Source organism: Moraxella nasibovis, assembly GCF_029581575.1.
In the GTDB taxonomy this organism is placed as follows: domain Bacteria; phylum Pseudomonadota; class Gammaproteobacteria; order Pseudomonadales; family Moraxellaceae; genus Moraxella; species Moraxella nasibovis.
In genome coordinates this window covers 1,056,340-1,082,843 of record NZ_CP089975.1, presented here as the reverse complement: position 1 = coordinate 1,082,843, position 26,504 = coordinate 1,056,340, and the positions used below count along the sequence as shown (strand labels likewise).

34 protein-coding genes are annotated in these 26,504 nt (G+C 47.5%); 5 read left to right on the top strand and 29 right to left on the bottom strand.

Features of this window, described 5'->3' with window-relative positions; genetic code table 11:
- Positions 1-256 precede the first annotated feature (256 nt).
- Positions 257-1,498 carry a tyrosine-type recombinase/integrase gene (locus LU290_RS05195; RefSeq protein ID WP_277809482.1) on the top strand — a complete coding sequence of 414 codons (1,242 nt, stop codon included), beginning with the start codon at positions 257-259 and terminating at the stop codon, positions 1,496-1,498.
- Positions 1,499-1,647: 149 nt separating this feature from the next.
- Here LU290_RS05195 and LU290_RS05190 read toward each other — a convergent pair whose 3' ends face one another.
- The 11 genes from LU290_RS05190 to LU290_RS05140 form a co-directional block, all read right to left on the bottom strand.
- Positions 1,648-2,037 (bottom strand): TIGR02594 family protein, encoded by a 390-nt coding sequence (locus LU290_RS05190; protein ID WP_277809481.1) that lies wholly within the window; start codon positions 2,035-2,037, stop codon positions 1,648-1,650.
- Positions 2,030-2,266, bottom strand: coding sequence for a hypothetical protein (locus tag LU290_RS05185; protein ID WP_277809480.1), 237 nt, complete (start codon positions 2,264-2,266; stop codon positions 2,030-2,032). Before LU290_RS05185 ends, LU290_RS05190 begins: the two co-directional genes overlap by 8 nt.
- On the bottom strand, positions 2,263-2,550 hold the full coding sequence (locus tag LU290_RS05180) for a phage holin family protein (protein WP_277809479.1): 288 nt from the start codon (positions 2,548-2,550) through the stop codon (positions 2,263-2,265). Before LU290_RS05180 ends, LU290_RS05185 begins: the two co-directional genes overlap by 4 nt.
- Positions 2,551-2,553: 3 nt before the next feature.
- A complete protein-coding gene (locus tag LU290_RS05175; protein WP_277809478.1) occupies positions 2,554-2,994 on the bottom strand; it encodes an enoyl-CoA hydratase in 441 nt (146 codons plus the stop codon).
- Positions 2,987-3,706: a DUF4376 domain-containing protein gene (locus LU290_RS05170; RefSeq protein WP_277809477.1), complete on the bottom strand. Its 720-nt coding sequence runs from the start codon at positions 3,704-3,706 to the stop codon at positions 2,987-2,989. Before LU290_RS05170 ends, LU290_RS05175 begins: the two co-directional genes overlap by 8 nt.
- 9 nt (positions 3,707-3,715) lie before the next feature.
- Entirely contained in the window at positions 3,716-5,533 is a 1,818-nt protein-coding gene (locus LU290_RS05165) for a phage tail protein (RefSeq protein WP_277809476.1), read from the bottom strand.
- A gap of 12 nt (positions 5,534-5,545) precedes the next feature.
- Positions 5,546-5,677: a hypothetical protein gene (locus LU290_RS05160; protein WP_277809475.1), complete on the bottom strand. Its 132-nt coding sequence runs from the start codon at positions 5,675-5,677 to the stop codon at positions 5,546-5,548.
- A gap of 13 nt (positions 5,678-5,690) precedes the next feature.
- Positions 5,691-6,245 carry a phage tail protein gene (locus LU290_RS05155; protein WP_277809474.1) on the bottom strand — a complete coding sequence of 185 codons (555 nt, stop codon included), beginning with the start codon at positions 6,243-6,245 and terminating at the stop codon, positions 5,691-5,693.
- Positions 6,238-7,350, bottom strand: a complete 1,113-nt coding sequence (locus LU290_RS05150) for a baseplate assembly protein (protein WP_277809473.1) — start codon at positions 7,348-7,350, stop codon at positions 6,238-6,240. The genes LU290_RS05155 and LU290_RS05150 overlap by 8 nt, the downstream gene beginning before the upstream one ends.
- Positions 7,350-7,694, bottom strand: a complete 345-nt coding sequence (locus LU290_RS05145; protein WP_277809472.1) for a GPW/gp25 family protein — start codon at positions 7,692-7,694, stop codon at positions 7,350-7,352. Before LU290_RS05145 ends, LU290_RS05150 begins: the two co-directional genes overlap by 1 nt.
- Positions 7,695-7,835: 141 nt before the next feature.
- Positions 7,836-8,597: a KilA-N domain-containing protein gene (locus LU290_RS05140; protein WP_277809471.1), complete on the bottom strand. Its 762-nt coding sequence runs from the start codon at positions 8,595-8,597 to the stop codon at positions 7,836-7,838.
- A 382-nt stretch (positions 8,598-8,979) separates the two neighbouring features.
- Between LU290_RS05140 and LU290_RS05135 the strand changes: the two genes are divergently transcribed.
- Positions 8,980-9,216 carry an excalibur calcium-binding domain-containing protein gene (locus LU290_RS05135; protein ID WP_277809470.1) on the top strand — a complete coding sequence of 79 codons (237 nt, stop codon included), beginning with the start codon at positions 8,980-8,982 and terminating at the stop codon, positions 9,214-9,216.
- 17 nt (positions 9,217-9,233) lie between these two features.
- Here LU290_RS05135 and LU290_RS05130 read toward each other — a convergent pair whose 3' ends face one another.
- From LU290_RS05130 to LU290_RS05105, 6 genes are all read right to left on the bottom strand, one after another.
- On the bottom strand, positions 9,234-10,910 hold the full coding sequence (locus tag LU290_RS05130; protein ID WP_277809469.1) for an SNIPE associated domain-containing protein: 1,677 nt from the start codon (positions 10,908-10,910) through the stop codon (positions 9,234-9,236).
- Positions 10,911-10,984: 74 nt separating this feature from the next.
- Entirely contained in the window at positions 10,985-11,566 is a 582-nt protein-coding gene (locus tag LU290_RS05125) for a phage baseplate assembly protein V (RefSeq protein WP_277809468.1), read from the bottom strand.
- On the bottom strand, positions 11,563-12,642 hold the full coding sequence (locus LU290_RS05120) for a phage late control D family protein (RefSeq protein WP_277809467.1): 1,080 nt from the start codon (positions 12,640-12,642) through the stop codon (positions 11,563-11,565). Before LU290_RS05120 ends, LU290_RS05125 begins: the two co-directional genes overlap by 4 nt.
- A complete protein-coding gene (locus tag LU290_RS05115; RefSeq protein WP_277809466.1) occupies positions 12,630-12,845 on the bottom strand; it encodes a tail protein X in 216 nt (71 codons plus the stop codon). Before LU290_RS05115 ends, LU290_RS05120 begins: the two co-directional genes overlap by 13 nt.
- Positions 12,846-12,853: 8 nt before the next feature.
- Positions 12,854-13,753, bottom strand: coding sequence for a phage tail protein (locus LU290_RS05110; protein ID WP_277809465.1), 900 nt, complete (start codon positions 13,751-13,753; stop codon positions 12,854-12,856).
- Positions 13,753-17,157, bottom strand: a complete 3,405-nt coding sequence (locus LU290_RS05105; RefSeq protein WP_277809464.1) for a phage tail tape measure protein — start codon at positions 17,155-17,157, stop codon at positions 13,753-13,755. Before LU290_RS05105 ends, LU290_RS05110 begins: the two co-directional genes overlap by 1 nt.
- A gap of 47 nt (positions 17,158-17,204) precedes the next feature.
- Between LU290_RS05105 and LU290_RS05100 the strand changes: the two genes are divergently transcribed.
- Positions 17,205-17,498: a hypothetical protein gene (locus LU290_RS05100; RefSeq protein WP_277809463.1), complete on the top strand. Its 294-nt coding sequence runs from the start codon at positions 17,205-17,207 to the stop codon at positions 17,496-17,498.
- Positions 17,499-17,672: 174 nt separating this feature from the next.
- Here the strand turns inward: LU290_RS05100 and LU290_RS05095 are convergent, their stop codons facing one another.
- A complete protein-coding gene (locus LU290_RS05095) occupies positions 17,673-17,999 on the bottom strand; it encodes a phage tail assembly protein (protein WP_277809462.1) in 327 nt (108 codons plus the stop codon).
- Positions 18,000-18,191: 192 nt separating this feature from the next.
- Between LU290_RS05095 and LU290_RS05090 the strand changes: the two genes are divergently transcribed.
- Both LU290_RS05090 and LU290_RS05085 read left to right on the top strand, forming a co-directional pair.
- Positions 18,192-18,407: a hypothetical protein gene (locus tag LU290_RS05090; RefSeq protein WP_277809461.1), complete on the top strand. Its 216-nt coding sequence runs from the start codon at positions 18,192-18,194 to the stop codon at positions 18,405-18,407.
- Positions 18,408-18,410: 3 nt separating this feature from the next.
- Positions 18,411-19,205, top strand: a complete 795-nt coding sequence (locus tag LU290_RS05085) for a hypothetical protein (RefSeq protein WP_277809460.1) — start codon at positions 18,411-18,413, stop codon at positions 19,203-19,205.
- Positions 19,206-19,238: 33 nt separating this feature from the next.
- Here the strand turns inward: LU290_RS05085 and LU290_RS05080 are convergent, their stop codons facing one another.
- From LU290_RS05080 to LU290_RS05030, 11 genes are all read right to left on the bottom strand, one after another.
- Positions 19,239-19,751: a phage major tail tube protein gene (locus LU290_RS05080; RefSeq protein ID WP_277809459.1), complete on the bottom strand. Its 513-nt coding sequence runs from the start codon at positions 19,749-19,751 to the stop codon at positions 19,239-19,241.
- Positions 19,751-21,145 (bottom strand): phage tail sheath family protein, encoded by a 1,395-nt coding sequence (locus LU290_RS05075; RefSeq protein ID WP_277809458.1) that lies wholly within the window; start codon positions 21,143-21,145, stop codon positions 19,751-19,753. The genes LU290_RS05080 and LU290_RS05075 overlap by 1 nt, the downstream gene beginning before the upstream one ends.
- 1 nt (position 21,146) lies before the next feature.
- Positions 21,147-21,656: a Gp37 family protein gene (locus LU290_RS05070; RefSeq protein ID WP_277809457.1), complete on the bottom strand. Its 510-nt coding sequence runs from the start codon at positions 21,654-21,656 to the stop codon at positions 21,147-21,149.
- On the bottom strand, positions 21,641-22,051 hold the full coding sequence (locus tag LU290_RS05065; protein ID WP_277809456.1) for a DUF1320 domain-containing protein: 411 nt from the start codon (positions 22,049-22,051) through the stop codon (positions 21,641-21,643). The genes LU290_RS05070 and LU290_RS05065 overlap by 16 nt, the downstream gene beginning before the upstream one ends.
- Before the next feature lies 1 nt (position 22,052).
- Positions 22,053-22,304 carry a hypothetical protein gene (locus LU290_RS05060; RefSeq protein ID WP_277809455.1) on the bottom strand — a complete coding sequence of 84 codons (252 nt, stop codon included), beginning with the start codon at positions 22,302-22,304 and terminating at the stop codon, positions 22,053-22,055.
- 13 nt (positions 22,305-22,317) lie between these two features.
- Positions 22,318-22,641, bottom strand: coding sequence for a capsid cement protein (locus tag LU290_RS05055; RefSeq protein ID WP_277809454.1), 324 nt, complete (start codon positions 22,639-22,641; stop codon positions 22,318-22,320).
- A 9-nt stretch (positions 22,642-22,650) separates the two neighbouring features.
- Complete coding sequence (locus tag LU290_RS05050; RefSeq protein WP_277809453.1) at positions 22,651-23,178, bottom strand: hypothetical protein; 528 nt, start codon at positions 23,176-23,178, stop codon at positions 22,651-22,653.
- A gap of 15 nt (positions 23,179-23,193) precedes the next feature.
- Positions 23,194-23,577: a hypothetical protein gene (locus LU290_RS05045; protein WP_277809452.1), complete on the bottom strand. Its 384-nt coding sequence runs from the start codon at positions 23,575-23,577 to the stop codon at positions 23,194-23,196.
- 39 nt (positions 23,578-23,616) lie between these two features.
- Positions 23,617-24,588 carry a hypothetical protein gene (locus tag LU290_RS05040; RefSeq protein WP_277809451.1) on the bottom strand — a complete coding sequence of 324 codons (972 nt, stop codon included), beginning with the start codon at positions 24,586-24,588 and terminating at the stop codon, positions 23,617-23,619.
- Between the two features lie 86 nt (positions 24,589-24,674).
- Positions 24,675-25,157, bottom strand: a complete 483-nt coding sequence (locus tag LU290_RS05035) for a phage virion morphogenesis protein (RefSeq protein ID WP_277809450.1) — start codon at positions 25,155-25,157, stop codon at positions 24,675-24,677.
- Positions 25,158-25,256: 99 nt separating this feature from the next.
- Positions 25,257-26,504 (bottom strand): phage head morphogenesis protein, encoded by a 1,248-nt coding sequence (locus LU290_RS05030; protein WP_277809449.1) that lies wholly within the window; start codon positions 26,502-26,504, stop codon positions 25,257-25,259.

Genomic DNA, 26,504 nt, shown 5'->3' with positions numbered 1-26,504 from the left:
AAAAATCGCTTATAATGACACAAATTCACCTCAAACCAGAACATCATGAAAACAGCACCTCTTGTCATCTCCATCATCGGACATACCAACACCCACCACCAAAACACAGTATCACACCCCATGACTTAAAAAGACTTTAAAGCCCTTATTTTTCAAGATTTTTTGCATTTTTTACTGGACAAATCATCACAAAATATCACATAATAAGCCAGTCATTCTGTGTACATATTTGTGTACATATTTTTGGAGGTTTAGGATGCTGACAGAAGCTTGGTTAAAAGCAAATAACGGCAAGGCGCGCGAAAAGGTCACCGAAATTACCGACCGTGAGGGCATGAGCGTGCGCATTTCACCCAAAGGCAAAATCGTCTTTCAGCTGCGCTATCGCTTTGATGGTAAATTAAAGCGGTTTGATTTGGGCGTCTATCCGCTCATGTCGCTCAAACACGCCAGAGAAAAGGCGCTGAACGCCAAAGCACAGCTTTTGCACGGCAAAGACCCCAAGCTTGAAGAACAAATCGCCAAGCAGGCTTATATTGACGCCGATACTTTTTATGAATGTTTTTTGCAGTGGTATGATAAATCGGCAGTCATCACCAAAAAACAAGCATCCGATATCAAGCGCAGCTTTGAACTCTATGTCTTTCCAATCATTGGCTCACTGCCGATTAATGATATTACCTTGCAGCAATATATTTTAATCATTGAATCTATTGCTGATAAAACCCCCGGTATTGCTGAGCGCATACTCACCAATACCAAGCAAATGCTTAAATGGGCAAAAAAACGTGAAATCGTCACGCACAATATCCTTGCCGACCTTGAATTGAGTGATTTTAATTTAGTCCGTGTTAAGCGCAAGCGATATTTAAGTGATGATGAAATTATCCTATTTTACAAAGCATTATATGGCTCAAAAATCAGCTATCGCAACCGCTTAGCAACTGAACTTGCTTTGATGTTTGGTTGTCGCGGCATCGAACTTCGCCGAGCCAAAATCACTGATTTTCAAGACGGTGTTTGGACAGTCCCACCTGAGAATCATAAAGTGGGTCATATTACCCAACAACCGTTAATGCGCCCTATTCTGCCGCCCATGCAAGCTTTGATTGACGAAGCCATCGCCATTTCACGCAGCGAATACCTATTCGACCGTCGTGGTGAAATGTTAGAACAAAACGCATTTTTAGACATCACCACAGGTCTGATACATTGGATTGACCGCCATTGTGGCGTGCAGTTGCCACACTTTACATTTCATGACCTGCGTAGAACTGCACGGACCAATTTCAGTGCTTTTACCAGTCGTGACATTGCTGAGATTATGATTGGTCACACCGTTGGTAATATGCAACAAGTGTATGACCATTACAACTACCTGCCGCAACAGACAGCCGCCTATGGACAATGGCTTGACAAATTGGCAGAATTAAAGCAAACTGCACTTGGTGATAAGCACAAAAAAGCTCGCATCCGCCAACTGTCTCAATATTACTGATACACTTAAGCCTCATTCGTACTTACCCTGCCATCACTCCTAAGCACTGGCAACTTATAGCGATGTGGTGCAGGCTGGCTTTGCGTGCCACACCAACGATAAGCCAATACACGAGAGACAGCAAAGGGCTTGATATTGACCGCATTGCCTTAATTGCCACCAAGCACCATCAGATTGCCTTTGGCATCTTTGCCCACGACAAAGCCAACATGACCCATGTTGCCACGGCTAAATACCACGACACAGCCATAAGCAGGTTTTGATAATTTGGTGCCTGCATTTGCCCAGCTACGAGCAAGCGGGAATGATTTTGGGATACGGTGCGCAAGATTGGACTTGGCCATTACCCACGCCACAAAGCCACCGCACCACGGCGTATTTTCGGTGCGCCATACCGCTTCTTTGAGCCTACCAGCTTGATTGGTCGCAGTAAAGCCTACTTGCCACATCTCGACAATCTTAGGATTCTCAGCCTTGCCAACTTTTTCGGCTGTGCCAATCATGCTTCGGGCTTTGGCTACCCAGTTTAGTTCACTCATCGTCTGCCCCCTTATGCAGTTCAGGTTGATAGATTAATTTGCCAACATAACTTAATACAGCCATCAGCGTACCTGTGACAAAGCCGTGGTATTTGGGCGGAATGATGGTAAAATCCACCGCCACTTGTAGCGCAGGAATCACCACCAGCATCAAAAATACGCCCATCATCGGCAATTTGACCGACAGATACAGCCACGGTGACTGCTTAATTCGTCTGTATTTTTTCATTTTTTCTCCAGTTTGCCCTTCACATAATCGCCGAACCAATGCGTACCAAAATAGCCAATGCCACTGGCGATGCCCACCGCCACTGATTGTGGGATGCTCCACCACTCAAGAAATGACCAGATACCGACAGCCAGTAGCCCGCACATGATGGCTTCGATGATGTCAGCCCGCCCCGTGCTGTGCTTGGTGCGTAGCATAGACATCAGCATCGCCATCGCAAATGCCAAGATTGCAAATTTGGTATGCACCCATACGGCAGTTAAGTGTTGCCATAATTCATCCACTATTTACCCCCTTTTGTTACAAATTTCATAAAGCTGAACTGGACTAAATCGCCACCCTTGATCGCTTTCATGGATGGCATTAAAGCACCACTCAGAACAAAAATACTTATACGGATGCTGTCTTAGCCCTGCGACACAGCCAGGTGCTCCGATCAGGTCATAGCCAGCACCACGAGTAGCCCCAAAATACTGACGCACTTGCTTGGGCGTGACGTCAAGCGGTGCCAAATCCCACTTGCTATCATCCAATGCCATCACTTTGACACGCACACCGCCGTCACGATAGGACGACGAGTAGCATTTGTAGCGGTTGCCGTGTAGATGGACGGCGATTTCGCAGTGGCTGTATTTGCCACGGGTGAAAAACTTGGTAATCGCATCACAGACACGGTGCCAGCGCTTGGATGCACGGCCGTGATAGCAGGCTAAATAGACTTTATCCATGCGTGCGACTCCATCCCGTGCTATAGTCATACGCCAAGGGATCATCTGCTTGCATCATCGCTAAGCGGTGGCGTTCAGCATTGGCGAAGTCGGCTTGTTCTTCGATCAGCATTGTCATCGCAATCTCGGTAAGTAGTGTCTTGGTCATCGGCACAAATTCGTTATCCATCGTTTTCCACAGCAAATCTTTGGGCGGCTCGGGTAAGATTTGCAGAGCAAGGTACTGCGTGCGAGAGCTATCGTCCGTATGAAACCATTTATCCACAGATTTAAGATATACACCGCCACGGGTGACGGTGTATCGATGAGCTTTGATCTGTTCCCAGGTTTGGGCTTGAGCTTGGGTTTTGAGCTCGGCTTGTTTTTCGGCAGTCACAACCCAAGCCGTGCCGTTCCATGTGCCGTGTGGCATTGGCTTAAGTAGCGTTAGATCATCTGCTAACGCACCGACTTGGTCAATGATGACACTCGTGCCATCGGTAGTGCGATAGGCGGTTTGACCACGATAGTCGGGTAAGTATTGCCAATCACTACCTGTCCATTTTGCTGATTGACTATCAGTCAGCTCTGGCGGTGCAACATCAATAGCATTGGTTGGCAATAAATAAACACCTTCATCCGATTCTAATGGCGATAAATCAGCAATGGTCTGTCCAATATAAAGACCATCTTTGTCAAGTTGTACGACGGATTTGGTGGCTGGATAAGTCATCATCACTCCTTAAAATTTGATACAAGCTAATAATGCGATATTGCGTGGGCGGTTTTCGTTGGCAGTTGGTACTTGTGTTGCTGCATTAAACTCCATCGTATAATGATTACCGCCACCACTGTTTCGGTATGATCTTGGTGCGTAAGAAACGTTAGTTTTACTAAATACGCCAGTCGCTGCATCATTGCTCATCATCTCTATAAATGACATCGATCCTGTAATATTGCGAATGGCGTCACTCTGCATACTGCCAAAAGTTCGCTCGGTATCAATACCACGAGCATCATCAAAGCCACGAATAAACTCACCTCGCAAATCAGGCAAATTAAATGTCGTACGCCCATCACCTGCACCAAATGTTGTGCCGATTTTGGCGAATAATTTGGCGTATGTTGTGCGCGATACAGCGGCACCATTCGCTTTAAGCCAGCCATTTGGGGCGGATGTCATCGCAAAAAAGGCAACCAAACCGATACTGTTATCATCAGCTGTGTCAATACTCACATTCGCCGAACCGTCAAATCTTACCGAGCCGGTCACCGCACCAGTTAGGCTGATCGTGCGTGCTGTCGCTAGGCGTGATGCGCTGACGGCGTTGGCATTGCTGGCAAGCTTGGTATTATCATGAATCGTGATATTTTGCGTACCATCAAACGCCACGCCATTGATGGTTCGGGCGGTTTGGAGTTTGGTGGCGGTGGCAATATTGCCGTCTTCGACCGCTATGGTTTTGGTACCTGTAACTGTCGGCAGGTTAAATCTTGCGATATTGCTACCTACAGCCTCACCGCTTTCATGTGGTCTAACAGCCAGACAATGCGTACCATCCGTACCGCCACTTTCAAGCAGCAGCGCTTGTGGACCATTACTTGATGCAAGTACTACTCTCGGCCATCTTTGATTATTAAGCGTTAGCACACCCGTCATTACATCGCCAGATTTTTGCACGCCATTTTCTTCGGTCAAAATCTTTTTTCGGCCAAGATGCACGCCCTGCGGACTCCACGCATGGCTATATAGATCAAAGCTTGATCCATAATCAAATCCAATTCCACGTGCGTACACATTACCAGGGAAGCTAGGGTGTGTAATGTATATCTCAAGAGATGAAGTATTAATACCGTCAATCGGTTGTGAATTGCCGCGATAGAAGCCAGTCAGCTGATAATTAGAGCTTTTATCGTCCAAATAATTGATCGTCTTAAGACTATCTTTGTTGTCAATCTTGTCATTCAGCACCTTACTCTGATTGGTCGTCAATGCCTGATCTGCTGCCGTGCTTGCAAGCGTATCATTGAGCTGTACAACGCCTTGTCTTGTTGTACTTGCTTTATCAATAGCATGGGTGTGGCTGGTTGCTGTAACACCATTGGTGCTTGTCGCTGTGATTTGGCTTGGCGTGCCAAGTGCTACGGTACGGCTGGCGGACAGATTGCCACCACCGGTCAAGCCGTTACCAGCTGTTAGGTTTGTGGTTTTGTCGGCTTTAGATGTGGTTAAGCCATCCAAACCATCCTTTAACACCTTGCCTTGCGCAGCCGTCAAAGCTTGATTGGTGGCTGTACTTGTTAGCGTGTCATTAAGTTGCACAACGCCAGCTACTGTAGTACTTGCTTTATCGATGGCGTGCGTGTGGCTTGTCGCTGTGACGCTGTTTGTTGTGCTTGCCGTGATTTGGCTTGGCGTGCCAAGTGCTACGGTACGGCTGGCTTGTAGTGTACCGCCACCGGTTAAGCCGTTGCCTGCTACCAAATTAAGCGTTTTATCCGCTTTGTTGGTGGATAGATTAGCTAGATTGGCATTGATGGCTTGCACTGATGATGCCAATTCATTCTTGAGTCATACCGTGCGGTTCGCCAGTTGTTTGGTTGGTCGGTTGGTGATGCCATTCGCCCCACCATGCACAGGGTCGTTTTCTTCAATTTGATAAACACCGGTTTCCCAGATGCTTTGTTCGCTTAAATTTGCCATATCTTAAACCTTATTACGCTGAACCATGGTTATATGAACCATCATATTTTGCTTTATTGTTATATCGAATCGGTGCTGCCTTATAGTCGAGTACTGCCAACACACAGCGAGCAGGTGCAAAGGCGTCGAGCATCTGACGGATGCGTGATGCCTGCTCATTGGTCACAGGGGTGGATAGTCGCACCGCATAATGCGCCCACTTTTCATTATCAGGAATGGCGTAGTTGAGCTGATAGCTGCGAGCGGTTAGCCCTTCATCGATATCCACTTCCCCAAAACCAAGCCGATAAAACAGCTGTCTGATGGCATAGCTTGTGCCCTTGTAGCGGTGCAATTCATAAGCATGGGTAATTAGTGTGCGCCGTGCGTCATCATTTTCGGCCAGATACCAGCCATCAAAGCCCATCACGCTCATGGATTCTGCCAACAGTGGCAAGTGACTATCAGGCACAAAGTCAATCAGCCGTGGCAACAGTGCATCAACATCCAACTCGCCTAGCCTTAGCCCAATATCAGCCAATGCACGAAACAATGGCTCTTTTTCGATGACTTCAGCATAATCAACCATCTGCCTGCTCCCTGACCGTGATGCTGATACTCTTTGGGACTGCTACGCTATTCGGTGGTACGATGATGTGGCTTGGGCTGATCAGCTTGACATCGTACACGCCTGCCACCTGTAGCACACGAGCGATGTTTAGCGGTACGATATCCACGCCCAGCCTTGCTCTTTGTGTGGTGATGTACGCATCAAACGCCATTTTGGCAGCGGCAATGATGGCGTCCGCATTCTCACCGACAAAGATAGTCAGCTCGGCATTCAGCGTGTAGTCGATCACCTTGGCAGCTGCCACAGTCACGGTATCGCACAGTGGGCGCACCTTTTGATCATTGAGTGCCGCAGTGACTTGGCTTATCAGTGCCGATGACGGTGGCATGGTACGAGTAAATAGCGATACCACGACCGTACCGCCGATCGCTCGCCCATTCGTCGTGCGTGCATTATCCACATGCACATCGATAATCTGCGGTGGGACACGGCGTGCATGATAAGCATAGGCATCTTTTGGGCCTGCGTTACTGAACCGCTCAAAGGCAAGCAAAATCCGCTCACGATATTTCTCATCATTTTCGATATCAGAGCCATGTGATGATGCGTTGATATTACGCACGGTGGCACGCATCGGTTTAATAAGACGGCTGATTTGACCGATTTGATAGCCATTGCCCACTTCACCCGCCGTATCGCAGACGGCAGTGACATTGACAAGGATATCATCGGTCAAGGCGATGGCATCCGTGGTCGAAAAGGTCAGATTACCCACCGCCACCTGTGTGCCTGCATCGATGTGTACTGTCTTTGGATAGTCTTTTTCACGGGTGAATTGTAGTGTCACCGTAGCAGCCGTCGCTTGTAGGCGTGGCGTACCAAAGTCATCGCCTGCCACATCGAGCATCAAGCCTGTGGCATAGCGGATATGCTGCTGGCGATAGGCTTCATTGACCTGTTTACGCAGTAGCATCTCACGATAGGCAAAGGTATTGATGATCAGCCGTTCGATATGCGCAGGCTGTAGCACCTTACCTGTGCGTGCTTCATAGTCTTTGATGATGTCACTGGTGATGGTCTCAATATCATCATCCACCACCTTAATCTCAGTGCGAGTCGGCATTACAGCTCCAGTTGTGTCTTATAAATCTCACCTGCCACTTGGTCAGCCACCACCCATTCGATACTCATCGTCAGATGCGGTGCTTGACCTGTGAAATAAATGTCTTTGATGACGGCGCGTTTCTCCCAAGTACCGATGGCTAGGTGAATTTCACGCACCATATTAGGGATCAGCACATCGGTGGGCGCATCGATATAGTCCAGATGACCCGAGCCAAAGGTAGGACGAGTGACATCAGAGCCACGGCGAGTGGTGAGTATGATTTGGATACAGCGAGCGATGTCATCAGCGTCACGGTGTGTCGTGCCGTCAGCGGACAGTTGCCAGTGTCGAGAGTTGCTCATAAAGTGCCCAACTTGGTATTTTGGGCTATTGTGGCAGGGTTTGGGATGGGTGTCTTTTAAAGGAGTTTAAGAAAACGAAAAACAAGCACCAATACCCCACTCACCATCAGATGAGCAGGGTATTTTGTGACCGACAAGGGATTATTTTAGCAGTTGCTGACTGGATCTGAGCAGATGGTCTTGCTTTTTGAGCCGAGCTTGCATCTCGCCAATGCTATTCACCATCGATTGCATCAGTGTCAGCATATGATCGAGCTGTTCTTGCGATTTGATATTCTGATAGATGCTTTCACTGGTGCAGTTATATGCAAAATTAATATTGCGATTGTGGCAAAATGCATATTCATAAATAAATGCCAATGCCTGCTCAAAGTCCACCGCTAATATATCCTTATAGCTTTTGACACCAAATTTATCATACAAATGGTGATACAAGGCTTGATAGTGTAATTTATTGCTCTGGCACTTGGCTTTGACCGCTTTTTGGATTTGGGCTTGTTGTTCAATGCTGATGGTGTGGTGTGCCAACGCAGGAATAGCTCCTGTATTTAATGCATCAAATGCACGGATGACCATCAAAGAGAATTTGGCACTTATCCACATGGCATAGCGATAAACAAGTTCACGACAAACATATGTGCCACCTTTTTTGCCTTCCATTGCGATAACTGCAATTTGTTTAATTTTTAAACTGTGCAAATTTGCACAGTTAGCACTACTCATCAAATTTGATGAGTTTGATTTTTCGAGTTCAATTTCTTTAATCAGTTCTTGTGTTTCGGCGTTGCGCATGAAGTTTGATGGTTGATGCTTGCTTGCACCACCACTCACTTTATGCAAATCATTAAGAGAAAATAAGCCGTTGTATGTAGAAATAGCTTGATTAGAGATGATTAAGTTCATGAAGAACCCCTTACATTTTTTCGATTAAAGTTACCCTAAATAGGGTGCCAAGAGGCTCGAAACCGCTGTAAGCACGGCGGATAGCTTTTCCTTTCGGTATTGTATGACTATCGCCCTCTCGGCATAATCTTAAACAGATTAACTAAGGATATGCAAAGAGTTGTCTTTTTAGACATAAAAATGCCACAGATGACGCTTGTGGATAACGCTTACACAGAGTTTTCGAGGCTCTATAATTAATATACAATAAAACCCCCTTCATGTAAAGATATTGAATAATAAATCCATCACCCCTTGAATCTATGCGCATATAATGTTACATTATTATTGCTTATTGTTATCATATAATGGTATCACCAGTCGCTGAATAAAGGACACCATCATGAAACTATCTCACATCCTACTCCCGATCGCCCTACTTGCCATCGCACAGCCTGCTTTTGCTGCCAAAAAGTGTTCAGATTTCAAGACGCACCAAGAAGCACAAGCCCATCATGACAAACTCAAGAAGTCAGGTCAAACAGGCTGGAAAAGCCTAGACCGTGATGGTGATGGCAGAGCCTGCGACTGCCTACCAGGTGGCAGTGGTAAAGGTTGCCCAACCAAGAAAAAGAAATGAAAAAAACGCCTAGTGAATTACGCTAGGCGTTTTTGCTTGATGCTTTTTTGGTCATCCAATCCTTCAGCACTATCAAGAATATTGGCTTTCACACCCATTCTTTCCATTGCTTGAGTTTGTCTATATTCTGCAGCTTCAGCAGTCAAAGTCCAATGAACCTCAAGACCCATTCTTTGGATGTGCGCCTTGATTTCACTTAGCGGCACCCGAAAGAACTCTTTTCTTGAGTTAACTTTATTTACTTGATTATCTTGCATTAATTTATGCAACTCATATTCCAGCGCTGGCGCATTATCGCTATAAATCATTGCATGAACATCAAAAGCAAAGGGCACACTGGCATCGCCAAGCTCACGAATACGATCATGTGGCTCAAGCCTGCGAGTCATACCAATCTTGAATACATCTTCACCAAAAGATCCGATATTACTAATGACATACACATGCCCTGATTTGGTCTGCTGTGCCATTGATAACGCTCTTTGGTTTTTGGCTTCAGCTTCGATATACTTGGCATGCAATTCTGCAAGCTGTGATTCCAATGCAGCGCGTTCAATGGCATTTGCCGCTTCCATTTCCGCTTGTTTTTTGGCGATGGCTTTTGCGATAATTTCTTCTTCGCGTTTGGCTTCTTTTATCGCTCTTTCATATTCACGAGCAGCTTTTTCTTCTTCGCGGATCTGCTCTCGGATGCGGCGCTGCTCTTCCCTTTCTGCCAATTTGATTTGGTTAATGGCGATAATATATTCCAACTCTTTTTGGCGTTTTAGATGGAATGACCTGGTGATTCTGGCATTTCTAAAAGCCCTGCCGTTAGAATTAACCAAGATAAAAGCGTCCTGCATTTGTTGCTTAAGTACACCATAATTCTCTGTTTTTGCTTTAGCAAGAATGGTATCAATCTTACCGTTATAGGCATCAATGACAAATCTCATTGCCGTTTCTCGGCGTTGCGGTTCCACATAATCACAATCTGCTGCCATGTCTGTTTTAATCATCATGCGTGTTTCGTGGCGCAAATTCTTAAGAAGTTCCCCAACCTCCTTAAAGCTATATTCTTCGGCAAGCTCATCAATAAATGACGGCGGTGGCACAACCCATTCATCACCATAGCCATTAATTTGGTTTTCTATGGCGATTAATAATTCCTTAGATTCTATGATTTGATCTTGTAAAGACTCCTTACTGCCAGCCAAATCCAAAATCTCTTGATCCACTCTTGCAAATTGCTCATTTTTGTAAGCCTCCGCTTCATGTTTGGCAGCTTCATACTCCGACTTTGCATCCAAACCCAACTTTTCTGCCAACATCTCTGCATTTTGCTTAATTTGACTGGCATCTTCTTGAGCCTGAGTGAGAATGTTTTTCGCCTCTAATTCTGCATCTGCAATCTGCAAATATGGTTTTGCTCGCTCATATTCTTGTTGAAGGCGCTCATTTTCCGCTTTTAACTTTTCATCCTGCAGATTCTTTTCGCTACCAATCACGAGCAATAAGCCAAGAATCATTAAGATTAAAACAACAGAAATGGATGCCCCAACAGCACCCAATGCCATTATGGTCGCTGTCGAAACAACAACGGACAGAAAGAATGCAATAATATTTCTAATAGCAAAAGATTTTCCACGCTTCTTTAGTGTATGAGCAGTAACAAACCAAATTGATATCAGAACCAAAGGATAGATTAATTCCATGTCAGCTCTCAACTGTAAATATTGCATTATTGTAACTTTTTTTAGCGAAAATGCAAATTATGCAGTTTCAAGACCTAAGCAGGCCCACTCGTGCGCTTACTGCCACTCTCCACGCCACCATGCGTATGCGTCGATAGACTCACGCCTGCCCCAGTCACACCCCCTGTGGCACTGACAGTCTGTGCGACGCTGACCGCCCCTAAGACGCTCATCGCGCCAGTGACAGTGACATCACCATTGAGCGTGATGGCTGGTGCATTGACGGTGACACTGCTTGCTGTGACAGTCACCGCACCACTGGTCTGCACCACCACCGCACCGCTAGTACGGTCATGGCTGATAATGGTGCCATTCTTGAACTTTTTCATCCAGATATTTTCGCTATTGGCCGGTGGTGTATCGATGTCGCTGTAGATGCCACCGAGTACCACACCGCCATCGCCTGTGGCATTCATCAGACACACCACGAGCGTGCCGATGTCAGGCAGTGCATAGAACTGATTGGCATACGCCCCAAGCGTAATCACTGGTAGCCAGTGTGTGGTCATGCTCTCAAGCGCAGGCAGATCCACCTTGACACTGTGCGTGGTGGCATCGATGGCGGACACTTTGCCGTATTGTAGGCTTGCGGTGAAATTATTATCTTGATAATTCATACTGACTCCGTACTTGGCTCATCATTTGGCGATTGGGTGGTTTGACTCATCATCGGGTCGATATACTCAAGCATTCTAAGCTCGATGTCTGTGGTATAGCCAGATACCGACAGCTCATGCTTGGCTTCTTTGATGAGATATTTACTGCTAAATTTTCCCATCTGTTCAAGCATCACCACCTGTCCTGCCACCAGTAGCGGGTTGCCCGTTAGGCTGATTTCAGCTGCGATTTGTTCATCTTCGCTCTTTTTGGCGTGTGCATCCGCCATCGCATTGACTTCATCTTGGGTGGCGTTATTGGGTGCGGTGATTTTTAGGGTATCGGTGGTGGCTTTTTTGCCCTTGCCACGCTTGGGTTTGACTGTCTTTTTAGCGGTCTTGGTGGTGTTATCCTTGGTGTTGTGACTGCTGACCGTGACTTCATTGGGCACATCTTTGATCAGATCCTTAAATGACATCTCAATCACCGCTGTCTTATCGATGCGAGCCACAGCATCCCGATCGCCCAGCGCTTGATTGTCATAAAATACCAAGGTCTCATTGACCATCTTAAAACTATGCCCAAAAGTCGCTGCCAGGCGTGCCAAAAACTCCATATCCCGCTCTTGATACTGCGTCACGCTGTCAATCTTGACATCACGGATTTGCCCTGTGATGGATAGATTGAGCCGACCTGCCACTTCACGGATGATGGCTGCCAAGGTGGTCTTGGTGTAGGGCTTGGGCTGATTGGTACGCCGTGCTTTGCTCGGTCCTGCTGACAGTGCTTTGATGCTGATGACCGATGGCGGATAGCGGTATTCGATCTCGGTAATCTCAAATCGTCCCATGGGCAGCATCTGCCCCATCTCATCAGCCAGTGACAGCTCAATGCCATCTCCAGCATCAGGGTACCAGTCATACAGCCAAGCCCTATCGGTATCTTCTAGGCTGACTTCCACTTCATCAGCTTGGCCATCGAGAAAATCCCGATAACTTAGGTCAATCAGATACGGTGTGATGGCATGGGTGATGTCTTTTTGTTCATAAATCAGCGTAAATAATGGCTGATACACGCGTTGGGTTACTGCATCCATGGGGGTAATCTGCTCTTATTGGTGGGCTGTTTGATGATAGGGACAAACACCGTCTGCCCTGCGGTGAATACTTCAGTGATAGGCAGATGCGGATTGGCATCAATCAGCAGTCCCATCATGCCTGCTTGACCATAGTAGCGATGGGCGATGCTATCCCACCGCTCGCCATCACTGGTGATGTGCTTGAGTACGCTTTGGTTCATCTATCCCCCTATCGTGACAATCGTGGCAGTCGTGGTAGCTTCAGTGGTTTTTTGGCGGCGATCTTGGCGGTGATGCCACTGACCACCTTTTGTGCAGCGCCCATCGTGCCTTGGGCATCATAGATGGCTTGGCGCACACCCATGATATCCCCACCTTTGGCAGCACCGATGGCAAGATTCACCGATGACATGGCACTGCTGATGCGTTCGCCCATGCCAGCTGCCCCAAGCAGTGATGACTGATACGCTGACAGCATGGACAGATTACCCAGTAAGCCCACCGCCGCACTGCCATCTTTGATGACATCGGATAAGATACCCGAGATGACCAAAGGGTCATTGGTCTGCTTGAGCAAGTCCAGCCGTGTCAATATCCCATCTAACAGACCACCCGTGCGCCGCCATGCACCGACATCTGCCATCATGCTCGCTGTCTCGATGTCTATCGGCGCGTTGATACTGTCATCACGCATAGACAGCAGTGGCGCAGAGTCCGCTGATACGATGGCTGGTGCATCATTGGGTGCATTGGAATCACCGGCATATTCGGTCAGATCGACACTGATATCCATGGCGATGACATCACCGGTATCGTTGGTTGCCGTGGCCGTGACAGACAGCTGATTGATACAAAAAAATCCCATCATCTGCCCAGAGCCTGTCACCAGTGCTTGTGCTTGCTGTGATTTTTGTGCTTGTACCAAGGCAGCATATTGACCACCGACATCACCCAGACGCCAGTGCAATCTGAGCTCAAACTCAAGCTTATCGAGCTTATGCCCTAGGCTTTGGGTGCGTGGCTTGGCGGCGATGACATCATGATAAGCAAAGCGCGCTTCATGGCGCAGTGATAGCGCCGTAAAGCCGTCAGTCATCTCGAAAGGAATTTCACCCAGCATTGCATACATCAGTAGGCTCTCCGTTGTCTGTCTTGCATCATTTTTTGGAACATTTTTTCAAACTCACGCTGTGACAGCTTGAGCAGCTGCTCGATGCCATGGCGATTTTGACCATCAGCGGTGATGGTCGGCTGATAATAGATGGTGATATTACCATTGGCACCATTGCCCACGCCTGCCATGCGTGCTTGATGAGCGCTGGTCGTGGTCGATACCACAGCGGATAGATCGCCCATTTTTTCGCCAAGGCCTGCGGTGACGCCTTTTGCGACACGGCCGATGGCTTGGATAGGCTTGCTACCCCCTTTGGCGATACCCACCGCCAAACCTGCTGACACAAAGCCACCTAGCGCCATCATCACACGGCTAGGCGATTTGATTTTCATCTGCAATCGAGTGGTTTTATCCACTTCTTGTGCCAGTTTGACCGTTGCTGCTCGCACACGCCCAATCCCCGACTCAATCCCCCGAGCCAAGCCCTGCGAGATATTCAGACCGATGGCATAGAATCGCCCTTGGACACCGCCCAGATAGGCGATACATTGCCCCATTGCCATCTGTAGGCGTACCAGCATTGGATTGCCGCTCATTGCAGCACCGAGCGACTGCCAGCCACTCGCCACCTGTACACGCATCACTGCAAAGCCTGCCATCACCACCGCAGTTAGGCTCGCCACCCCTGCCGATGCCACCGCAGCCATACCGCTAAAAGCCGTGCTAATCACAGGGAAAATCGCCACAAACGCCCCGCTCATGCCCTGCACCATCGCCGATAGCACACCGCTGATGGTGGTTGCTGCACCGCTGATGGCAGACACCGCACCACTCACCGTCTGAGCGATGATAGCGCCGATATTGACCCCATTTGCCCCATTGAGTACATTGGTGACAGATGACCAGATTTCAGACGCTTTGGTGGTGAGCGTGCCTTTGGCTTCGTCAAATTTGGCTTTGGCACTGTCCCACAGACCGCCTGCCTTTTCACTGATGGTTTGGCGTGCAGATTCTAGACCACTAGTCAATGACGACCAAAAGCCACCGCCACCTGCACCGCCGACAGCTCCACCGACCGCTTTATCACCACCACCTTTGAATAGACTGGTAAAGCTATTCCACAGCTCAGATGCCTTGGCTTTCCACCCTTCGATTTTGGTGAGAAAGCCTTCCCACGCACGGCTAAAGCCCCCAAAAATATCACCGACGCTGATCTCACCGCTGAATAAGCCTGTTAGACTATCCCAGACAAATTTGGCAACTTGCCAGACGGTACGAATGGGTGCGGTCAATGCCATAAATGCACCAACTAAAAATCCGCCCACTGTCTGCCCTAGACTGCGTACGTTGCCTTCGCCCACTTGAGTCAGATTAAAAAACTGCCCAAGCCAATCCAAGGCAGGCTTAATCGCATTGCCAATAGCACTAAATATCGGCATAATCGGCGCAGCAGCGGCACTGATACTATCCCAAATCCCTGCAAAAAAGGCTTTGATGGGATTCCAAAATTTATAAAGCAGCAGTGCCCCCACCACAAGCCAAGTAATCGGACTGGTGAGTGCTGCCATCGTAAATGCCTTAAGCGCTCCCACGATGCCAAAAATCGCCCCTTTAGCCGCACCAAATAGCATTGGCAGGGCTTTGAGCGGGTTTAAGGGGATGGATTTTAAAAAGCCGAATAGCTTGCCAAAAGATAAGCCTTTAAGCCATGCAAACGCCCCTTTTAGCATACCGACAGCACGAGTCAGTAACGTGGTTTTACCATTGAGCACAGCCAACTCGTGAGCGGCTTTGGCTGCTTTAAATATCTTAAATGGCATGAGTACGGTATTTATTGCTGCTGCCAAACCCAAGAACACGAATTTTAAGGCAAGTCCTGCGGTTGCAACTGCTGAAATACCCAAAACTACCAAAGAAATCGTTTTAACCAAGGTTTGATTTTCTTTAATCCAAGGTGTGATAGAATTATCAATAAAATCCATTGCCCATTTGGATGCGGATTTTATGTCATCAGCAAACGCTTCACCAAATGCCCCTACTGCCGTTGACCAAACACCTTGCAATGATTCTAAAATTGAACTGAGTGTTCTGGTTTTAACATTAATTCGCTCTTGGAGTGACGCCTGTTCCTCCATTTCTTTCAGGGTTTTTGCCAAGCCTTCTTTGCCATTTTCTGACAAAATAGCCGCCAAACGACCGCCTGAATCCCCAAACAAATCTTTAGTAACGGCAAGCACGCCTTCATCACCAAATTTTTCACGCACCTTTTCAAGCTTATCAAGCTCCGTCATGATATTATCAATACTTTTAAGCGTTCCTTTTTCGTCATAAAATTCCATTTTGACGCCAGATTCTTCTAGCATTCGTCGAGATTCAGCCTTCATGCCCTTTTTGGCAGACTCAATCATTTTTGGACCTTTACTTAGCATGCCCATAAAATCTTCAAATGCCATACCAAAAACTGAACCTTCCATGCCTTTTTTAGCCGCCATCGTTTCCATGGCAAGAATCTTTTTGGTGTTATCAAGCCCTGTCAATCCAAGTGTATTTGCCGTCGGAGCATAGTATTTCATTGCATCTAGCATCTGCCTTGGGTCAAGACCTGATGCATATCTTGCACGCTGCAATGCATCAGCCGCTGCACCAAGCTCATGCTCTTTCAAGCCATGCGATTCCATAAACTTAGCCAAGAACTCACCACCTGTTGCCTGATCCATATCAAACAACACATTAAGTTCAGCTGCTGTTTTGAACGCACCACCTGTCAATGCTTGATCTGACAGACCTTGCTGTTTCAGAGATTGAGCCAATGCATAGAAATCTTTGCTTGTACCTGGTAAGGTATTGCCAAGTTCATCAGCAATTTTACTGATTTTGTCAAATTCCCCAAAAGTCCCATCCGCTTTCATCATGGCGATTTTTAGATTTGCCGCAGCATCTTCTCCTTCCATAAAGGTTTTGACAGCCTTGCCAATAGGTGCAGCAATCGCCATCGTGGTTGCCGCTGAATCCATCAGGTCAGACTTGGTAGCATCACGCTGTGCACGCAAACTATCTCTTCTATTAATCGCATCATTGAGATTCTTTTGGGCTTTTTCGGATTTGCTGATGGCGTTTGTATATTGTTCTTGTTTTTGTTTTAGCTTAGCAATTGCCGTGCCCATTTGTGAATATCGGCGATACATACCATCAAGCTTTCTTTGACTAGCACCGCCAGAACTGTTGATTTTTTCCAACAACCCTGACTGTTTTTTGGTCATTTTTTCAATTTGTTCACCAAGCTTAAAATTATCTTTGCTTGCTTGTTTTAAGCCATCACCCAGTTTCTTGCCTACCTTTTCCGCTTGACTAAATGCCGCATGGAAACCTGCACCCAGTGCAGCGGTAATCGTGAGAGCAACTACTAAATCACTTGCCATAAACTTCACTCTATATTATGATACTGTTATATGATAAGGAGAATTCCGTGCCAATCATCCGCCAATTTCTGTATCACTCCACCCTAAACTCAGCAGAGTTTCTCATCGGTCTTGGTGCCAAATTTGGAGCTGTTGCCATGGCTATTTATGTCATCGGCTCTCTTGGCATTGACTATATACCCGTGCTGACATCAAGCTTGGTTGGCTTTGTTGTTGGCTTACCCCTTGCGATGTTATTCATAGGTATGTTTTCACTTGGCGGTGCCGCTCTTGGTGGACTGGTTGGTGCTTGCCTTGCTATCATTTTTAGCATCTTGGCTTGCTTTATTAAAGAGTCCTGAGTCAGCACTTAGCCCACATAACCAAAACCGCCCCTTACAAGGCGGTTTTTTGATAGCCAGCTTTGATTTGCCGATTGGCTTGGGCAAGCCAGCGCTCCACATCCGCCACAGTCAGATTTTCAAGCTCGGATGGTTAAAAACCAAACCACCAAGCCAAGTCCGCCAGTGCATTATCTAGGCTTGCGATGTCGGCTTTCCCATCATTTCCTGTGCTTTTTCTTGAATTTTGGTATAGTCCGCCATATCCAAAGCATCCAAATCTTCAGGCAAAAGATCGGTTAGTCGGCTTAGCATAGAAATTTCCATCTCAATGCTAGGCGTATCTTCGCGACCTTTTGACTCATGTGCAACTTTGCGTAAATCCTTCACCTTTGGGCGGCGAATGGTGATTTCGGTGATCTGCTTACCATGTCCGTCAGTGATCGGATAATCAAGCTGAATGCTGATATGACTGCCAAGCTGTTCTTGGATGGTGTGGGTTGGGTTGTGTGCAGTTGTCATGGTATGCTCCTAATAAAAATGCACCTAGGTTGATTCTAGGTGCATTGTAGGCGGATAATGCAGGGCTTGTCTTTTAAAGTGGTTTAAAAATACAGATTGACAGCTTGGCACAACTATTGACATTTACCGGCTGAATCGCTACCATAAAGGTATCCATGACCACATAGGTCGCTTAAAAAAATCGGAGTTTGTATGTTGCAGCATCTAAAGGCGTTATGGCGATGGCTTGTCACCGACCGATTTCATGCGTTCAAAGACCGCAACAATCCTGCTAAAAGCGAAAACGGCTTTTTGATGATTGATAAAGATGGTGTCGCTCGTGTCGATTATAGCAATCCACACGCTCGCCAAAAGCTTGCCGATCAAATCGCTTTTTTTGCCACCATCAAAGTCAATCAAAAGAGCTAACCAGTGCTAGCTGTCTTATTTGTATTTTGGATATTAATCATTGGGCATCGTTATATCGATGCCCTTCCTGCTCAAAAAGCCTTATTAAAACGCAGTACAGGTTGGGAGTCCTATGCCATCTTAGGTCGAGTGGGTATTTCTTGGATTATTCAGACCGCCTGCTTTCTTACCATCCTCCTACTGATTTCTCTGGGCTTTTTGGCGATACTTGACAAAATTGCCGCCTTGATTGGTTATGATACCAGCTGGCAAGATAACACCTATGACTGGCTAAGATCCCAATTTATGGCAGAATATCTTGGCATTCGCCATCTCAAGCCCTTACTGCTTTTAGTGGTTTTTACATTTTTCTCACCCAGTGATGCCACACCCGCAAACAAGCGTAAAGACATAGAGACGATCAAAACTTACGACAGCACACTTAATGTTATTTTGACTGCTATGGACCGTCAAATACCTGTCAAAATATCTCTAAAATCACGCAAAGTGTACATCGGAACTGTGTACAGCGAGCAGTTTGAACAGTTGAACTTTGACAATCTAGCCATTATTCCACAGCTTAGTGGTTATCGTGACAAAGATACGCTCAAGATTAGCTTTGATTGCAATTACAGTACTGTGTACCAAAAACATGGGCTACTCGATGCCATTCATGGCGAAAACGCCGTACAGCACACCCTCTCAGACTTTCTCATCAGCATCAAAATGAGCGAAATTGAAAGCATTTCATATTTTAATCATGATATGTTTGATGATTTTAATCATGCAGCCGATGATGAACAAAAAAAGCCAATCTAATTAAGATCGGCTTTTTCTTTAGTTATCGGTCAGTTACGCCCCAACCACTCGGCGGAAGTTTGCCAGTGCATCTGTGCCATTGACACGATACTCGTTCTTAAAGGCATTAAAATACAGCACTTCTTTACCATCGATCAGCTGACGCACTTCATGCGCCTGAAAGGTGCTGGCAAATTCAGCACGTTCTTTGGGCTTATAGCTACCCAGTGGATTTTTGCTGAAATTACCCGTCAGAATGGTCACCAGTGGAACTTCTGCCGCCAAGCCTTGTGCGTCGTGCTTTTGGATATCGGCACGCACCATGATTTGCACCGCCTTGAACGGATGATATGCCATCTTAAACGCATCTTCATAAAAGCTGTTCCAAGTGATTTCCCCTTCGAGTGCTTCTACGCCTGATGGCAGTTTAATCGTGCCGACCAGACCAAGACCCTTATATTCATCTTGGGAAATTTCCACATCAGGCAGCTTGATTTCTTGGGCTTGACCCAACAGATTGTTGCCGTTGATATAGACATTGGCATTATAAATCACATTAACTTGCATCAGTTCACTCCTTTAGCCAAGTTGACCAGATACTTACGCGTCATCACACTGGTGTTGGTGATGCGTTCAGCTGGCAGTTTTGGGGTGTGGTCATAGACGATTGGCACTTGCCCTTTGCTAAAGGCATCGACCAAGTCATAATCATAATCTAGGCTCACCGAATAGCCGACGATGGATTTGAGCGTCCCAAGATAAGTGCGGATGCCTTCGATGAGACTGTCAATCAGCGCATCATCGATTGGACGGTCGATGTATTGCAGTTCAAACTGACGAATCGATTCATCAATGATATCGCCTGTGCGTTGTGCCACTTCAAAGTTTTTGATGTGGCTTGTGGTTGGGAAACACGCCAAGCGGTTGCCCCACGCTCGAAAGCCTGTGCCATAGCTGTTAAATACCGTGGTGATGCCCTTTTCATTTAGGCGGCTGGTCTCTGATTGTGGGTCATCGATGCGTGCTGTCAGCCCCACTTCCATACCGATGACGCCTTGTAGCTCATGGTTAGAAGTCGAATGCCAGTAGCCTTTTTCGACATCCACCTGCATGCGCAGACCAGCCAGATGCACCGCCAAGCTTTCTGCACCAAGAATACCCACAACATGCGGATAGCACAGCATCGCACGGTCGGATAAGGTGTTGAAATTAATCTCACCGCTTGGACCACGACCTTGTAGCGCTGCCGATAGGCTGGTACCTTTTGGTGCTTGGACATAGGCGATGGCGTTTAGTTTATCCGCCATGCTGATGAGCGCTGATGCTGCGGTGGCTGTCTGATCAAATTCAGGCATCACCAAAATCTTAGCATCCGCCCCAAATTTACCAAAGCCTTCGGTCAAAAGCTCCAAGCCTGTGCGTTTACCTGTACTTGAGACAAAGCCACCCAAAATGTCGCTTTCTGTCACTTTGGTCGGGTCGGTATAGGTATAAGTTGCCGTCGGTGCGGTTGGACGGTTTTTAAAGGTGATTTCACCGGTCAATAGATTAGCGGTATAATCCACGCCATCGTTGAGCGTTGCTGCATTATCAGTGATTTGTAGCGTTTGGATGGCAGGATAGACGGTGGCTGCAGTCAAAGTATTGTCATCGACCACCAGCACTTCATCAGACACTTGGGTTTTATGCTTATCTGGGTCGCAGACATTGATGACATAAGCAAGACCTGATCCATAACGAGTCCAGATGTGTGCGGCATCTGGGATGCTAAAGCCTTTGGCGGTCAGCTCACCACCAAATTTAGCGAAATCTTTTTTGGTTTGTGCCAGAATAATCTCATTGACCGCACCAATAGGCGCTGTGCCGATGATGGCGGTGATTGCACCATTGACGGTATAGACAGGACTTGAGCCACCGTCGATACGGATGGTCTCGGTACCATGATGAAAGGCTGCTGCCATATCATTCTCCTAGTTTGGTTAAGTTTGGGTTGAGTGCTTCGCCTTGTCGGCGTTCATGCACTTGGGTCAGCCGTGGGCGATTATCCGCCTGCACCGCTTCGACGCTTTGGGTTTCGGTGCTGATTTTAAGCTCATATTGCCAAGCGCCGCCATCTTGGGATAAGTAGCACTCACTGACCAGATGTATCTTATTGCAATGCACTGGGCGATGGCCTGCCAACGCTAAGCGCACTCGCTCCATCTTTGCGATAGCGCCTGCATCGTGATGCACGCCACGCCCAAAGATGGTGATGCTAAAATTCAGCCGACGAGTCTGCACGATGGCGTGCGTATCGTGTGGCTTATCATAATCCGCCCCGATATAGCCGATGAGTACCGCCGCCTTTGGGTGGATGAAGCGATAAGACGCAGGATGATCAGGGAACAAATCCACTTCAATGTCGCTTAAGCTTGCTCGCAGATGCGCTCGCAGATCGTTTAATATCGCCAATAGCATCAGTAGCCACTCCAATCAGCCTTGCCACGAGAGCGTACCTGATATGCGCCCCGCTCATCGTGTAGCTTGCCATCTCGTACTTGGCTAAGTAGTTTGATGGCATCATCATAAGATGCTTGCAGTGGCTTTGGCAGCTCACTGGCATTGATGCGTCTTTTGTGCAGATGATAGCGTGCGATGTCAGCACACCAGTGCATCAGTAGCGTCGGTGTCTGCTTGAGCGGTAGCGCATAGCGACCAGACAGATAGCCGTCCGCCACTTGGCAGGCGTACTCGATGGCACGATCAATCAGCACCCAATCAGGCTCGGTGGCTTGATAGTCATAGTGTGAGCCCATCTCATCCTTAGACAGCTGGATCAGCTCAGATAGACTACACAGTGCCACCATATCATCACGACTCAGATACATCTTAGGCTCGTTTGCGTTTTGGTTTGTCTTCGGTTACTTCTGCGACAGGTTCAGTCTCGACTTCGACAGGTTCAGCTTCGGCTTCCACTGGTTCGGCTTCGATAGCTCGCACTTCTGCCACTGGCGCATCAGACTCAAGCACCGTCACATAGGCAGCGATACTTGGATAAGTCGCATCATCGATATCGATGGTACTGCCTGCTTCGATACGCTGATTATCGATGATGAGTGCAATAGTGGTTTTGACTTTCATAATAACTCCTTAATTAGCGTAGTAGTACTTTGATCAGATCGCCAGTTTCACCACCGCTTAGTGCGATAAAACTGCCCGACCCTGCCACAGCACAGCCTTGAGCATCAGCCGTGATGGTTGCTCCCACGCTGATACTGCCCCCTGCTTGGATGAGCGTAATGCCAAGCACTTCTACCGCTAGGGCTTGGTTTTCATTGGCATCATACATCGAGACACCTAGTACACCATCAGCACTGGTCGCTTGCGAACCTTGTACGGTTACAAAGCGATTTTTGATGATTTTGCCAGTGGTTTTGACGGTGGTGGTCAGTGTTTGGTTTTTGGTTGGACTTGCCATAACTCCCCCTTAGATAACATTGGTAAATAGATAGCCACAGTTTGAGCCCACCACAGCTGATTTGCGGATGTCGGTATAGCGGACATATTCGACCTTACCGCCCAGTTCGGTATAGCGGTCAACCATTGGCATACCACGGCGGCGGAATGTATAACCAAAGCTTGGCACACCTTCGTCATTACCGCTAGATACTTGGTCAGGACGCACGATAAGACTGGCAAAATTCCCCCAGATATCCGTGGTTGCTCGCACCCCATCAGGACTTGAGACGGCATTACCGACGATGATGTGATCTAGCTCTAGCAGTTCTTTTAGTAGCTCAAGCGGCAGCAGCGGCTTGTTTTTGGTATCGCTCACCAAAGCACGCAATTTGGCATTTTGGCGTAGCTTTGAGTACACCGCACCGCCCAGCACTAGGGTTTTTGGTGCGACACCACAGGCGGCTCGTACCGCTTCTTTGGCGTTGTCGATATCGATTTGTACATCCGTATCGTCGCTGCTCCATTTGGCTGATGTCGCATCTTTGGTATGCCCCACCGCATAGACACTAGATTACTGCACAAGGCGTGCAATATCGACTTCTTGGCGTAGCTGTACGCCTGTGGTGGCACGGCGAGCGGCTTTGGCTTTGATGTCAAATAGGCTTTCGTGTGCTTCACGATAATCCACACCCACCGCCAAATCATGCTCGTCTAGTACCACAGGCAGATAGCTATGGCCATCCATGGTGATGACATTGGATGCTGCACCCACCGCGCGCTCGGTTTCGTATTCAACATACGCACCTTTGCCAAATACAGGTACCTTAAAGCCCTCTTTGTCGGTATAAACGACTGGCATCACCTGCTCGCCGATGTAGTTTGCCTGCATATAGCCTTGGGCAAGTTTGCTCAAGACTTCGTCTTTTTCTCGTAGATTTTTGAGATGTAAGCTCATGGTTACTCCAAATTAATAAACTCTAATCATTGCCACAGACTAAGCGGTCAATCGTGCCGCTTCTTCATAGCTGATGTTTTCCGCTTTCATTAGGGCGCAGGCTCGCTCATGATGGCTTAGACCACCAGAGTGACCGCCACGATTACCCCCAGCGGTTGCACCTTTGGCAAATTCGCCCATGTCAACGACTGTAGGCAGTGCCGCCAAAAAGTCCTTCACCTTAGCCACCATGCCGTCATTTTCGTTAAATTCAGGATTGCCTTGTTTTGCCATATCTTCGCTCAATGCCGAATTGAGCAAATCCAATGCCTTATCCTTGACCACAGGGGCAAGCTTGCCATCGGTGATGAGCTTTTCAGCGAAGCTGGCATTATCTGCTTGCTTAGCCTGCATCATAGCGGTGAGTTTTTCGGCTTTTAGGCGAGCATTTTCAGCACGCAAGGCCTCCAGTTCTTTTTTGTCATCATCAGTCATGACATCTTCTCCTTTAATTGGATGGTTTGGTTGTGGGTTTGGTTGTGCATCAGGCTTGCCATCATCGCTTGGCGAAGGCTCATCCGATGGCTTATCCGCTTGTGGCTCTTCAGTAAAGTCAATGACGCCTGTCTCATCATCGCCAAAGATCGGCTCTTTTAGCCCCTTGACCGCAGGTGGCATCGCACCCAAAAAGCCCACATGACGCAGACTCCACGAGCCTTTGACAGGATTGCTTGGGCTATCAGGGGTATAAAATGACGCTGAAACTTTTTTGTATTTACCCGATTTGACGAGCTCACCAAATTCAGGGTCAATCTGCTTGAGTGTCGCTTTGAGCGTCTCGCCATCAAGGCTCACCGACTCCACCCACGCATATGCAGGGGTGTTCATCTTAGGGTGTCCGATGACAATCGGCGCTTCATGATAGGCAGGGTTGTAGCTATCAACCACTTGCTGTAAGTTTTCCACCGTGATGTCAAACTCATTGCCGTGGGCGTCTAGGCGTTTACCTGCTCGAAAGATTTCGATTTGCATAAAAAAATGGCCTAAGTTTTTACAAACATAAGCCATTGTGGGATAAATAATTCGTCTTGTCTTTTAAAGTCGTTTAAGAGATGAAGTTACAGCCCCTTTTTCAGCGCTTCTAAAGCCGTATCAATGAGTCGCTTATCAGCACCAGACTGCAGCTGTCCTGATGGCGATACCGGTAAAAACGGCCGTGATGGAATGGTAACAGACTTCACCCGTGCAAAGCCCGATGGCGTTTTGAACATCAAAAACGGTGCTTTTTTGGCATGAATGGTGCCACCGAAGTGATGAATGCGCGCATACACCACATTGGTGCCGACTTGAGCGGTGGTACTGGTGGCTTTGGTGCTGATGCTGTCGGACAGCTCGCCTGTGTCTTGTAGCGTACGCCCCTTGCCAAAGGCTTTGGGTTGCCAGCCTTGACCGCCAAAGCTTTGCGATTCAAAGTTCTCGGTGGTCAGTGTCTTTAGTTCTTCTGCCAGTGACTTCATCATGCGATGGCTGTCTTTGGCATTGTTGATTAGGGTATTGAGCCCTTTCAGGGCATCAGCATCATCGATGGTAATGGTCAGCATTTGCAAATTGTCCTAAGTTTGGTATAATGAAGCATACCTTGCTGTGGGGTCAGGCGTGGAGTCTGGGTGGTGAGCTTAGGATTTTTCCTAACTGCGACTTTAACCTGTTCGATTCAGGCGAAACAGCAAGGTTTTTTTATTGGACTTTTTGATAAAATCCACCCGCAACCCCCCATCGATATCTCTTTCATCCACATAATAGCCACTGACCACGAGTGTTTCTGATTTATCTAGCTTGACTGCCAGTTTGATGGTTTTGCCTTGTATTGTCTTATAAATAAGCAGTATGGTTTTGTTTTTACTATCCCATAGCTGACGGTCAGGTTTGCCAAAGTCTGAAATGATTTTTGTCAGTGCAGTCATGTCTAAGGCATCACCACTTTTGGTATGTCTATCATATTTTTTACGAGCAACAACAGTATCTTTTAATCCGACCACGGGTGATAGCTCTTGGCTATTCACACCATACTCCATTGCCAATCTTGATAAAGATGCTTCCGATAGCAAGCCTACACCATAAGTTTTGCCCCGTAACTGCTTACTATTTTGCAACTGTCTGACCCACGCCAAGAACCCTGCCACTCGCACAGGGTCTGCCATATCTTGAGCGATCACCGATAGTGCCTTTGGCTGTCCAAAGACCTCCCTTGCCTTGTCATACCACAGCTTGTCAAACAAATGACTGGCCAGTGGTGCAGGAAAAAAGCCATCATCAGCCAAGCTTTGGGTATTGGCATCGCTGACACTCACCGTATCGACCATCGATTCACGCACTGCCTTGACCGTGCAGCGACAGCCATAGCCATTAGGCGGAAACGAATGCGCCCAAAATGGGTCATCATGCCGATACACTACGCCATGACGCGCCGCATGACTGGCACGAGTGCGACTGTCTAGCACCGCCGAATACTGCCAATAAGGATGCGTATCGCTGACTTCTTTCATCGCTGCATATCTTGCTGTCATCACTGCCGTGCGACGGTTGGTGTGGTAGATGGTCTTAAGGCGGCGTAAGCTACCAAGTTGCACAAGTTCGTCACGCCCTTGGGGATTGGTTGCCACTTTTTTGCCCCACCACCCCTGCTTTTGCAATTCAGGCTTGATGCTTTGTTCAAAGCCCTTGTAGCCTATGCCATCACCCATCGCCTGCTCAATGGCTTTTTTGGTGGTGGATAACAGCTCAAGCGATGTCATCTTGGCGATGGTGAAGCTGCGAGCGTGTGCGATGGCGTGCGTATCTTGATAATCCCAGCCGATGTGCAAGCCTTTGGCTTTTAGATGAGCGATGGCATCGCTAGGCGGCAGATCAAACAATGCTTTGATGTCTTGGTTGCTAAGTTTATCCAT